The sequence below is a fragment of the Paenibacillus albiflavus genome (genome assembly GCF_004344915.1).
Classification (GTDB): domain Bacteria; phylum Bacillota; class Bacilli; order Paenibacillales; family NBRC-103111; genus Paenibacillus_AM; species Paenibacillus_AM albiflavus.
Map to the genome: position 1 here is coordinate 266008 of NZ_SKFG01000001.1, position 12312 is coordinate 278319.

Annotated in this window: 13 protein-coding genes; 2 read left to right on the plus strand and 11 right to left on the minus strand. The window is 38.6% G+C overall.

Translation table 11 applies throughout. The annotated features are described in order from the left end of the window. Positions 1-3 precede the first annotated feature (3 nt). The 5 genes from E0485_RS01355 to E0485_RS01375 all read right to left on the minus strand — a co-directional run bounded on the left by E0485_RS01355 (position 4) and on the right by E0485_RS01375 (position 5886). Positions 4-1089 carry a GerAB/ArcD/ProY family transporter gene (locus tag E0485_RS01355; RefSeq protein ID WP_132415776.1) on the minus strand — a complete coding sequence of 362 codons (1086 nt, stop codon included), beginning with the start codon at positions 1087-1089 and terminating at the stop codon, positions 4-6. Next, positions 1070-2593, minus strand: coding sequence for a spore germination protein (locus tag E0485_RS01360; RefSeq protein ID WP_132415778.1), 1524 nt, complete (start codon positions 2591-2593; stop codon positions 1070-1072). The genes E0485_RS01355 and E0485_RS01360 overlap by 20 nt, the downstream gene beginning before the upstream one ends. A 228-nt stretch (positions 2594-2821) precedes the next feature. Then, complete coding sequence (locus E0485_RS01365; RefSeq protein ID WP_132415780.1) at positions 2822-3916, minus strand: glycosyltransferase family 4 protein; 1095 nt, start codon at positions 3914-3916, stop codon at positions 2822-2824. A gap of 16 nt (positions 3917-3932) precedes the next feature. After that, a complete protein-coding gene (locus E0485_RS01370; protein ID WP_132415782.1) occupies positions 3933-4985 on the minus strand; it encodes a YheC/YheD family endospore coat-associated protein in 1053 nt (350 codons plus the stop codon). A 22-nt stretch (positions 4986-5007) separates the two neighbouring features. Next, on the minus strand, positions 5008-5886 hold the full coding sequence (locus E0485_RS01375) for a hypothetical protein (protein ID WP_132415784.1): 879 nt from the start codon (positions 5884-5886) through the stop codon (positions 5008-5010). A 201-nt stretch (positions 5887-6087) separates the two neighbouring features. On the opposite strand from E0485_RS01375, the gene E0485_RS01380 reads away from it, so the two are divergent. Further along, on the plus strand, positions 6088-6783 hold the full coding sequence (locus E0485_RS01380) for a glycosyltransferase (protein WP_132415786.1): 696 nt from the start codon (positions 6088-6090) through the stop codon (positions 6781-6783). 72 nt (positions 6784-6855) lie between these two features. Here E0485_RS01380 and E0485_RS01385 read toward each other — a convergent pair whose 3' ends face one another. Both E0485_RS01385 and E0485_RS01390 read right to left on the minus strand, forming a co-directional pair. Beyond that, complete coding sequence (locus E0485_RS01385) at positions 6856-7368, minus strand: GNAT family N-acetyltransferase (protein ID WP_132415788.1); 513 nt, start codon at positions 7366-7368, stop codon at positions 6856-6858. Between the two features lie 121 nt (positions 7369-7489). Beyond that, on the minus strand, positions 7490-8065 hold the full coding sequence (locus E0485_RS01390) for a class I SAM-dependent methyltransferase (protein WP_235857344.1): 576 nt from the start codon (positions 8063-8065) through the stop codon (positions 7490-7492). Between the two features lie 151 nt (positions 8066-8216). Here E0485_RS01390 and E0485_RS01395 point away from each other — a divergent pair, with 151 nt between their 5' ends. Next, on the plus strand, positions 8217-9365 hold the full coding sequence (locus E0485_RS01395) for a phosphotransferase (protein WP_132415790.1): 1149 nt from the start codon (positions 8217-8219) through the stop codon (positions 9363-9365). Positions 9366-9449: 84 nt separating this feature from the next. Here the strand turns inward: E0485_RS01395 and E0485_RS01400 are convergent, their stop codons facing one another. From E0485_RS01400 to E0485_RS01415, 4 genes are all read right to left on the minus strand, one after another. Then, positions 9450-9896 (minus strand): DinB family protein, encoded by a 447-nt coding sequence (locus E0485_RS01400; protein WP_132415792.1) that lies wholly within the window; start codon positions 9894-9896, stop codon positions 9450-9452. Between the two features lie 15 nt (positions 9897-9911). Further along, on the minus strand, positions 9912-10412 hold the full coding sequence (locus E0485_RS01405) for an NUDIX hydrolase (RefSeq protein ID WP_132415794.1): 501 nt from the start codon (positions 10410-10412) through the stop codon (positions 9912-9914). A gap of 4 nt (positions 10413-10416) precedes the next feature. Then, positions 10417-11172 carry a hypothetical protein gene (locus E0485_RS01410; protein WP_132415796.1) on the minus strand — a complete coding sequence of 252 codons (756 nt, stop codon included), beginning with the start codon at positions 11170-11172 and terminating at the stop codon, positions 10417-10419. A gap of 76 nt (positions 11173-11248) precedes the next feature. Next, positions 11249-12217 (minus strand): GNAT family N-acetyltransferase, encoded by a 969-nt coding sequence (locus tag E0485_RS01415; RefSeq protein WP_235857345.1) that lies wholly within the window; start codon positions 12215-12217, stop codon positions 11249-11251. Between the last annotated feature and the right edge of the window lie 95 nt (positions 12218-12312).

Here is a 12312-nt window from a genome sequence, read left to right on the forward strand (position 1 = left end):
GACTTACACCCTCCTTTTCCTAAGAAGGTATGAAAAACAGAGCAGGATCAAAGGTAGTACAACCACAAATGTATAATGAGCTATTGCAAGAATTCGATCATAGAAATCTGTTATCGATGGGTCTTGAGAAATCATAGCCAGAATAAAGAGAATGAAAATCGTATAGGGCACAGCTTTTTTATGTTCGCCCCGATGAAAGAAGCGCCCCAATCCAACCGTTGCCGCGTATATCCAAGAGACCGTAGCAGTAGTAACCACAAAGATCCATAAGGATAAAAAGATCAAGTCGATCCGTTGAATGGTCTGGAAAGAAAACCCTTTCAGCATGTAGAGGAGAGGTTCAGAAACCGCAGGCATAACCTCGGGGCTGAAAATGACTAAACTAGTAAATACCTCAAATGTGTAAAAAAGTGTAATCAACATATTGCCTAAAGAAGCTGCCTTTAATTTCCCACCGCTATTCCCTTCAACAAAAGGATAAATCACCAATAAAACTTCATATCCAACTAAAGGAAATAATGCCTGATTTGCAGATTTGATGATTGTCCCCCACCCAGCTTCCGTTATCGGGAAAATATAACTGAAGTTTGCATTAACATAACCACACAAGGATAATATCACCATCACAATAATCGTAAAGGAAGAGATGACAAACAATTTAGCAATGACCTGAAGTTTTTCTTTTACCAAGTACATACAAGTGAAAAGGGCGAGAATTAATAATGCCCATCTTGGCGTTTCGATCAGCACCCAACTTTCAACCACATAGGCAAACTTGGATAGAATCGTTCCTGCTGAAAACAGGAAATAGGCAATATAAGCAAAGCCAAGCAGATTCCCAAGAAGCTTCCCGGTAATCTTCGGTAAAAAACCGAATATGGTATCTAAAGGGAATCGTCTGCAAAGCGCCCATAAGATTATAATGATGGTTTGTACCGCCAATCCTGCAATTAAGACTGAAATCCACCCTCCCCCCTTGGCGCTTGCTTGTATTGTATGAGGAAGTGTTAAAATTCCAACCCCGACTTGGGACTGTATTATAAAAAACATAAGCTGCCCTTGGGTAATTCTACTTTTTTCCGGAATCATCCTGTTTCCACCTTCTTGAATTACCTTCTTGTTTAAACTTTTTGGGATGCGGATCGTGGGGGCGTTGATTCAAACTCCAGATCGGAAAACGTACAAATGTATCCTTCAAATCTTTAATTCGAAGAGGCATAACAGGCGCAAAATAGGATGTACCAAAGGACTCTAATTTGCATAGGTGAATAAGGATAAAAAGCATACCAAACGTAATCCCGATCAAACCGAACAGTGAAGCCAGAATCATGAGCGGGAAGCCGAGAATACGTGTTGCCGTACTTATTTCATTTGACGGTGCAACAAAAGAAGAAATCGCTGTTAAAGCGACTACGATAACCATCGGATATGAAACCAGTCCTGCTCGTACAACCGACTCACCAATAACCAAGCCACCAACAATACCAATGGTTTGACCTACCCGACTTGGCAAACGAATCCCTGCTTCACGCAAGACTTCTAAGGTAATCTGCATGAGAAAAGCCTCTATAATAGGCGGTAATGGAACCTTGTCTACACTGCCCTTTACTGAAAGGATCAAACTATCCGGAAGAATCTCGGGGTGAAAGCCAATAATCGCAATATATAAAGCAGGCAATAGGGATGCGATGATAAAACTCATGAAACGAATCAATCGAATAAATGTTCCGGCAATCCACCTGCTTTGGTAATCATCGGGACTTTGATAAAAGGCAAAGAAAGTCACCGGTAAAATTAATGCAGACGGGTCCCCTTCAGTTAAAATAACTACACGGCCATCCATGAGATGAGCTGCCGCACGATCCGGTCTTTCCGTATATAAGATTTGAGGAAATATTGAAAATGGGTTATCTTCAATCAATTCGGCAATGACTCCGGGTGAGATCGTGGTCTCCATTGCAATGGAACCAATTCTGATATCTACTTCCTTCACCAGATCTGGATTCACTAGGTTCTGCATAAAAAGAACAGCTAATTTTGTGTTGGTTGCCTTTCCAGTTTGATAATAGCGAACGACCAGCTCCGGATTCTCGACCCGCTTCCGAACCAGGTAAAGATTTGTCATCAGATTCTCGATAAAACCATCATGAGCGCCACGAATGATCCCTTCGTTTGTTGGCTCCGAGATATTCCGTTTATTAACTGCAGCTACACCGACAATAATTACTTGTACTGTACCTTCGAATAACAATACGCAATTCCCTTGAATTAAAGCACTGGGCACCTCTCCCAGATCCGATTTTGTTGTAATCTCCACAGAAGTAATAACTTCGTCCAGGATTCCTACTCTTTTTTCTTCTATAGGTTGGATGATCTCTTTTTGAATCTTCTGTAGATCAGATAAGGATTCCAAATAAAAAATGAGACCTTCCGATTGATTAAAATTTATGCTTCGCGATTTCAAATCACTCGTATGAAAGAGCTGATTTTCAATGTACTCCTTATTTTTCTCTAAAGAAGGATAGACATCTATTTTCGTATTCTGCCTACTTGCTGTCTGGGTGTTCGAAAATAATCTTCTTAAAAGATCCATTATGATATTCCACCTAGGTCATTCCAATTTTCATTATTTTAACCATTTAATGGATCGTTATTCTAACGAAAATCCAAATAACCTACCACCAATTTGTGATAGGTTTATTAATGAATCAGTTCGAATCGATCATATGGGATATCATTTGTTCATTGACAAACAACTGAATGACATCCCCATAATCGCTTTTTGTAACATGAAGCAATTATTATTTTTTCCCTCGCCATACTAAAAAACCTTATAGAGTTTAACCAATTTCTTTGCCGTTTGGTTCCAATTAAATCGTTGTAGCACCGTCCGACTTCCTTCCCACGAAATCTCCCTCGCCTTTTCCCTATTGGTAGAAATGGTTATAATATAGCTTGCAAAGCTTGCCGGGTTTCGGTAACTGTTTACTAAATACCCATCTTTTCCATGTTTAATAATCTCTTTAATACCACCAACTCTGGAAGCAATAACGGGCAACCCTGTACTCATCGCTTCTATATTGACAAGACCGAACGCTTCATGCTGTTGTGATGGGCAAACGAAGCAATCCCCCACCCGGTAAAGATGGTGAATTCGATGATGCGGTACATTTCCTACAAACTTTGTCGGGACTCCTAGTTGTTTCGCCAGTGATTTTAACTTACGGACGTATGCCGGCTTACCTCCCCCAGCAATAATCAACTTTATATTGATGATTTTCTGTCTGGCAATACTTGATGCCTTGAGTAAAACGGGAATTCCTTTACGGGGTATGATCCTCCCGGCAAAGAGTGTTACAAAAGAATTTCCTACATTAAATTTTTTCCTGCTTCTATTGCGTTCTTTCGGTATCGGAGGTTTAAATCTTTCCGTATCTACACCAAGATAAACCATCTTTATTTTATCTTTATTCCCAGGAAACCTTTGATTTAGATGATTCCTTACTGAGGTGCTGTTGGCAATAATTACGTCGGCCTTCTTCAGTTGGGCTGCCACTTTAGGGGACTTGCGTACAAATGTCAAGGAATGCAAAAATAATGAGACCGGTGTATTTGGCTTGGCTTCCTTCACTCTTGCCATGTACCTGGGGCGATTATCTATTTGTATAAAATCAAATTTTTTCCCCTTTATATAACGCAACACCGAAGATATATATCTATTAGGTCCCCCCGAAGGTAGGCGGACGATCTTTAAATTTCCTTGTTGAGTGATCACACCGTGTTTTGGATGTCGCCGACATAAAATGGTAACCTGATGATTCTTAATAAGCTGTTTAGCAATAGAAAGAATACAAATTTCCACGGAACCGATGCCTGGTAACGGGAATTGCTCTGGCGCGATCATTAAAATATGCACGGGTTCCCCCCCTGACTTATTTTTTTCCGGATTGCATCACATATTTTGCATAAAGTATAGGGGACTCGTAAGTACGGTAAAACGTCTTTGGCATCTTTGCTTTTATAAAACCGTAGCGTTGATCCCGACCATTCATTTCGATGAAAAACGGCTTTCCTGATCTATTCACGCCTATATCCAGCCCTACATCCGCCAGATGCTTTAAGCGATTACCTAAAAAACGGGCAATATCTAATGATAAACGTTGGACATCATCAACAACCTGCGACGGATTTTGAAAGCTGCTTTGGAACAACAAATCGCATTTTTTCGCTGTACCTCCCCGTGCAACATTGGTCACATGACTTCCCTTCCTCGCGATCTTGCCATACAGACCCGTCAACCGCCATTTTCCGTTTAAATCCCGTTGTATTGATACTCGAATGTCGTAAGGATTCCCTTTATATGTTGCCAAAGGTATTGTTTGTTGAATGAGATAACTTCTTCGTTTCACATTGTTGTTTACTTTCAATTCTGCTCGTTTTCTACTGGTAACTACTGTAGTAGTCGGGAGTTGAACTTTCCATCGCTCATCCCCTTTGCGAGTGATTTTTATAATCCCTTTACCTATGCTGCCGCTCTGAGGCTTAATGTATAAGCTATTAAACCGGTTCATCATGTTTCGTAAATGAACCCGAGAGTAACGTGTGGTCACAGGCAAATGCGAAGCAAAGCGAATTTTTAGAAGCCTATGAATTCGAAACTTAGGAAACCTATTGCGTGCATTAAATACATAGTATTTTTGCGATAAATGCTTAAGACGCTTGTGCAAACTATTCGACGATGGCAACGTTCTGTTGTGTATGACCTTCGGAATCGAGAATTGCTTGTATACGTATTTTCCATTCACAACTTTGTATCCATGTGCTTTCCCCGTTGATAAAGAAATTCGTTCCAAACACATATACGCAAGAGTCAGACCATGTTTGCTGGCAGCCTTATTGTAATGTCCAAGCTTTTCTCTGCCAGTTTTTCCGTTTTTAATATTACGAAACACTTTTGCATCAACCAAGATTCCGATCGTTCCCATGATTCTCACTCCCCTCCTTCAATTATGCGTCATGCTGATTTTTCCTGGCTTTAAAATAATGAAAAAATGCATTTTCTAATTTTTCTCCCTTTGATCCATAGTCTTCAGCAGATACCGTATTATTTTTTTTACCTTTAAGCATGCTGTTGTTGTCGCCATGTCCAAGTACCCAGGTGACCAAAGGAAATTTGACGATTTTACAGGGTCTGCGCAACGTTCTTAAGTTCTGGATTACTTTTGGATGAGCTTTGAGAACGAGGTGAAACGGCTTTTTTTCCGCATTGTTCGTCTCTGGAGTCAACGGAAAATCTTTATTGGCAAAATAAAAGACCGCACTGCTGCCGCATCCTATATAAAAACGTTTCTTCCTCAGCCACACCTCTTTTTTTACTAAATTTATCATCATTCCCGTGTCTATCACAAAATTCTTCCTCGTGGGCTGAGATCGAACATATTGTACGAGCCTATGATGTGCCCAGTCATCCGAATCGAAAGGCATAAAATAGCCGGAAAATCCTATTTTTCTTAAATACTCTCCAATCACTTTGCGTTTACGCATTTTGTCTCTGCTGAATCCTTTTTGATTCGAAGGGGGAGGAAAATTTACGGGCAACCATGTTACACGTTTATGCCGTATTTCCTTAATGTCAGGCTTTTCATGACCTGCAACAATCACACGAAAATGGGAGTCCGTATTGTTTAGAATCGAACGCAATGTTTTTGCCAAGTTGGACTGAACATTATTCCAATTTCGAGAAACGATTTTACTTTTCAAAGATATTGCAAATGCCACTTCTGCCTTGTTCTTGTTGACGTGTTTGTTTAAAAAGTATGCTTCCACCCGCTTTAATTGTTTTTTGATCGAATAAACTGAGCTTGTTCCTGTTATATGGCGACTCAATGAGTAACCTCCCTTATCAACCTAATTGTCTTTGCTGTACATTCCTTTCCTTTGCTCCTTTAGCTTATGTCGAAGCCAGTACCATGGATTGGATTACAATCGGGTTACATCCGCCGTTACTCTACAAAAATGATTACATACATTAATTTTGAAAATATCATTTGTTAAATTTCATCCATAGGGAGAAAGGAATGGTATATATTGGTTTCTATTATTGTTTGTACAGAGCGACCTTCATTTATGAACAATATTTTCGCAAATTATGAACGGCAAAGTTATAAAAATAAAGAGATGATCATTGTTTTAAACCGGGATGACATGGACATTAAGAAGTGGAGAAGAAAAGCAAGTCAATATAAGAACGTGTCTGTTTATCGAGTCCCACAGAGATATCAGTTGGGCAAATGTTTAAATTATGGCATTCAGAGGGCAAAACATAGCATTATAGCAAAATTCGATGATGATGATTATTATGGCCGCTACTATTTGGTAGAGTCCGTCAATAAAATGCGAAGACAAAATGTTCCCGTCATTGGAAAAAATACCTGCTATCTATATTTTGAACCCAAAAAAGCACTTATGTTATATAGAGAAGGCGGAGAAAACCGATATCTGGATATCATTAAGGGCGGTACATTGGTGTTTAAGAAATCTGTGTGGAGAAATGTAAAGTTTAATGAAAAGAAGCTGCATGGAAGCGATGTTGCCTTTTTGCGCGGATGCAGAAAAAGAGGATATAAAATTTATTCTGTGTCGAAATATAATTATGTTTGTGTAAGGAGAAAAGATGTAAATTCCCATACTCAAAAAACATCCACAAAAGAATACATGGGCAGGTGTAAATTAGTCAGGTCTACAACACACTATATTCCATATGTAACTAAAAAAGTTTTGTAGCGGCATGTGCCTCGGTCCAGGAGAATACACGAGTTACTACGAACATTGAAATTTTTAATTATCAGGATTTATTTATATACAAGTGTTATTACGATCTTCACGCTTCAAACAATAGACCGATTGCTCAGCACCAAATCGATGCAGCCTATCGATTAAAGTCATCCCGATTCGCTCTAGAAGTTTGCATGATCGAGTATTCGCTGTTTGTGTTTCTGCAAAGAGCATATCTAATCGTAACTCATCGAATGCATAGTCAGTTAATGCTCCAATGACTTCGGTGGCATATCCTAATCCCCACCATTGCGGCAGAATTTCATAGGATACTTCAGTATTCGTATTGTCATGGTATGTATCCAATGAGACAAGTCCGATAAAATCATGATTATCGATTGTTCTGATCACCCAAAAATGTGAACCGTTCTTGGATCTATTTAGAATATCCTCGAATTTTTTCTTCAGAACAATCTCATTCTCAATCGTTCCTCCAAGATATTGCCTGACTTGTTCATTGACAAACAACTGAATGACATCCTCATAATCGTTTTCTGCAACATGAAGCAATTTGCATCTGCTTGTTTCAATCATTATTTTCTAAACACCCTATTCTATGGCTTATTGGCTTTCCAAATGATCTTATTCTCTCTGATCCCTAATTTGCCATCTATCATATTTTCCCTAATCATATTCTCAAGATCTTGTTTATTCTCTAGTAACGTGTAGTCTGGATTTCCTGGAATATCCGAAATGAACTTTGCGAATTCTTCCTCATTCGGAAAATAGGTAATCCATCATTAAACTCTTCAATCTCAATGTTGATATATCCATTTGCAATCAACCGTTCTTTTACTATAGGAACATTGTTATGAATACCGAAGATCGTACCACCTGAACGCAGAATACGACTATGATTGATTATCGAAGTTGGACCTCTACTATCATAGATCAAATCAAACTGTGCATCTGCAAATGGAAGTTCCGATTTCGTAGTTGCATAAACAAATTTTACATTGGAAATTTCACTATTTTCTAATAAGGATTGGGCAATATGAATAAGTTCAGTTGAATTATCAAATCCCGTAATATGATCTGTATACGTAGACATTTTCAAGGTAAATTCTCCATGTCCACAACCCGCATCCATAACATGATGGTACTGTGACAGCATGCGAATCAATCTCTCTTCAAAAATATCTTCTGCTGACGTCCCGACAACTGTACATACCGCTCTTCTCTTGTAACCACCATTTCTTCTAGCAATCATATCGTACCATTCGATTCCCATCGTTTATCTCCTCTCAGATTCTCCTGAAGTTGCGAAGTGAATTACGGATAGACTATAATCATAAATAATTTAATTATCAGAATATATTGAATAGCAATTAAATTATTTGTTATATAAGTATTATAATACATAGTAAATAAAGGACAATGATATGGCCACAGAACTGACACTAATGAATAATACGACAATACCTATCGAGAATAAAATTGATCAGATTCATGCATGTGTGCAGTTCATTCTTGGAGAAACTGCCGTACTCAAAACGATAACATGCAACGATTTAGGTTATCAAACCCCAAATTTCACAACAGCAGGAATTTATCATCTTCATGGGATTGCTGAGATTCAGAACAAACAATTGCCTTGGTCAATTATTTTGAAAATTATTAAGCCGGATAGTACAGAGAAAGCTAATCCTTTATATCACAATTACTGGCGTCGTGAAGCCTTAGTTATGGAAGCAAGACTATTAGAGGAGCTTCCAAATTCCATTCATGCTGCCCAAAGTTATCTTGTTGAAGAACAACCAGATGAAACCATTTGGCTATGGATGGAACATGTTGAAGGCAAGTATGCCTACTCACAAGAGCAGTTCTGTTTTATTGCTCGACAGCTAGGTCGGTTTAATGGGGCTTATCTTACGGGAAATAGATCAATCCCCGATTATAGCTGGATATGTAATTCCTGGCTTAAGTCATGGACCAAGGCATGCCGCATGTATGCCCCAAACCCTGAAGCTTATGTAAATCGATTAAATAAAGATCATGAGCGAAGCATATGGTCATGGTATCAAGAGTTTAATCAACAAGTTGATGCTACAATAGGTTCGCTTGAACAGCTGCCTCGTGTGCTTGCTCATCAGGACTTAAGCCAAATGAATATGCTACTCGTAAATAATAATACAATTTCCGACGAACTTGTATTGATCGATTGGCAATTCATGAGTATATCAGGAATTGGCGAAGATCTTGGCAAGCTGTACGGTGTAAATATGAGCCTTGGAATCATTCCGCCTGATCAATATGAAGTATTTCAAAGTTCTCTTTTCAATGCTTACCTTGAAGGCTTACGAGATATGGGCTGGATGGGCGACGAAAGATTAGCGCGATATGGTTACTGTGTAAGCATGTCTGTAAGAAGTGTATGGGAAGTTCCTCATTTCTTCGCATCAGCAGCTAAGCTAGAAATAGAACCACAGAACCACAAGTTGAAGGAGCGAATGAGTCGGCTTGAACGAATAATCAGCATACATCAGAAAATGGCGCTAGAAGCTGACTCTCTAAAGGAAATATTCAGGTAGTTCATATAGAGTAAAAAACACAACAGATCACTAAGATTCTGTTGTGTTTTTTTATCAGATGCTCTACTAGTAATAGTGTATATATCACTTGCCCTCAATTTGTTTCATATGATGCACCATATGCTCGATATAATCAGTAAATAGCCATTCAAGCGTCACAATGGATTGATTAGGCAAAATGCATTGCTTGTTGAAATCATTCTCACTTGCACCCTTTAAAGTGTAATAAATTTGTAGATTCAATTGTTTCCACAAAGCTGTAAGTTCACTTTTGCTATAATTATTCTGATAATCATGAATACTGACCCATTGATTCTGAAGGTACGCTTCACAGCTAATAAGTCCCTCAGACAACATAATCTTCACAAATCGCATATGGTTATTGGTTGCTGAATCGCATAAATGACCTAGAATTTCTTTTTTAGACCATTTATCCTTTGCGTGCTTCTTGTTAAAATCCTCATCACTTATTGTATCCATCATACTTGGAATTTCTTTAATTAGAAGTTCAAGTCTAGTTACAATATCCATAATCACACCTCCGAATTATGATTTCGTGTTCTGATTAATTCCATGTTTCAAATAATAAATGATCCCTGCCAAATCAATACGTGAGAATTGCTTGGGGTCGTTTTGTACAATTGCAGCAAGTTCTGATGTATTTATCCATCTGACATTTTCCGTTTGATCACCTATAGGTACAAGCTCACCTTCTGCTTTGCATCTAAAATAGTATCCGACCGAATCAATCGGACCCTTGATTGTTTGATAAGCCCCAAATGGCTTCATACACTCAACTGCGAAATCTGGATTCACATTTGATGTGTCAATCCTGGTGTCTTCTCCTTCAATTTCGACGATATCAAGTCCAGTTTCTTCCTTCACTTCTCTTCTTAGTGCCACAGTCAATGATTCAAAAGGTTCAATCCGTCCCCCAGGCAATTCTATTGTAAGCGGCTCACCAGGTTTATTTCTAGTTTGAATCACGATTTGCTTGTGACCCTTATAATCTCTTTCAATAATCGCTCTCGAATTCACGTAGAACATAGAATCACCCTTTTTTCGAATAGATAACTAATGCTTTACATATAACTTCTCTATCAATACCCGACATCAAGTGAATTCGATCCGCCCACTGTGCATCATCAATTAATTTTGGTTCATTCATAAGCCCACTATTCGAGCTCATGAAACTATTCCATCTATCAAATTCCCAGTGAATCACTTCCTCCGGCGTATATACACGCATTTCGACAAGTGGATTTCTTAACAAGGATTGTGAGAAACTCGCTGCACTTTGCAATTCGTCTAAGGGAATCGGTTGTAGATTAAATTTTTGCTTACTTACTTTGCCACTAGGTCTAATGTACTTAAAAAGCACATCGTTTGAGCCGACTTGAACGCTAATCTTGCCTCCTGTAATAAATCCGCTAAGCGCATCTTCACAAAAGTCACTGCTATTTCGTGTAATCAAGATTGGATCAATCCACTGATCCCCCAAATCACAAAAATACGAATTACCCTCATCGTTAACCGCAACTACTGCTACATGTGCTTCTGGTGTGTGCAGATCATGACCTATCGCATAGGCATGAATGCCTTCAGCCTTCAATTCATCCATTAACCAGAGTGCAAGATCGAAGCAATTGCCTGCCGTCCCAAACTGTTCCCGATGTTCTTTCATTAGAGTGACACTTCTTTGTTTGTTCTGACCAGATTGTGAAGCATACCATGCCTTTGTAATTGTTTCCATCGGATGCTGATCAAACTTTCGCCATACTCGCAGCACATCTTGAGTTGCTTTCATGTCAACCTCCACTATCTATTCGTATTGGTATGTAATGTAAAAAGAACAGCATGTAAGCTGCCTCTTTATTCCAAAATTATGTTCTCGATTTCTTCTCGATGATGATTTCTTGTAAGATTCTGATACTGTCATAATCCTTCGAACGTAATTTACGTCCCGTTCCTTGCTCATATATCAACAAATTATCAAGCAATTGCTGTGGGCTTAATGTACGTGTTGAAACATGATGTAAAGTATAACTTCGTAAAGGTAAAGCATCTGACCTCCATACCCATTCTGGAAATCCATTAGCTGTAATTTGTCCAGCTTGATTTCGAGTTAGATAAATGATGCTTACTTCCAATTCATTCTGATAAAAATTTGTTTGCAGCTCGCTTACTGGAGCACATCTGAATCCAGCCTCTATTAACGTCTGTTCTAGCGATTGTCGATTATGCAGCCAAGTTACGATATCTATGTCAGAGTGCTCTCTTGTTACTTGTCCAAGTATAAAGTCGATAGCCCAGCCACCACGTAACCAAAATTGCATATCAAGCGATTCGAATATTCTATTAATTTGACCTAGAACTTTAAATTGCAATAAAGATTGCGTAGATAAAGTCTCTTCATCAATTGGCTTCTCTTGTAATTCAAGTTCATAAAAATAATCAGCATTCTGATTATCATTGTATCTCGAAATTTCATAGAATCCAAATTTCTTAAAGATCTGATGCGCTATGACAGACTGCTTCATTGTGTCCAATCGTAATTTGATAAAATGATGATCTCTTGCATAATCAATTGCAGTTTGCATTAGAAGCTTTCCATAACCATAGCCCGTATACGCTGGCAGCACAAAGAACCTTTTCAGTTCACCTATATGTTGAATCGGATCTAGTTCCTTGAGAGCTATGCATCCAATTATACTTTCACTCTCATCCTTGATGATCCAGAAATGACCGTGTTTCATATAGGTCTTCTCTATCGTTCTGAAATCAGAATGAGCTCCATCAGGGTTATACTGCATCCCTCTAGATTTATACATGGTATCCAAGAACAGTTCCAAATTGAGTTGATCCTTATTTCGATCAAAAACGCTAATTATGATTATCACATCCTATATCTGTTCTTAATCGGTTGTCCTTAGTTCCATTGATTCAG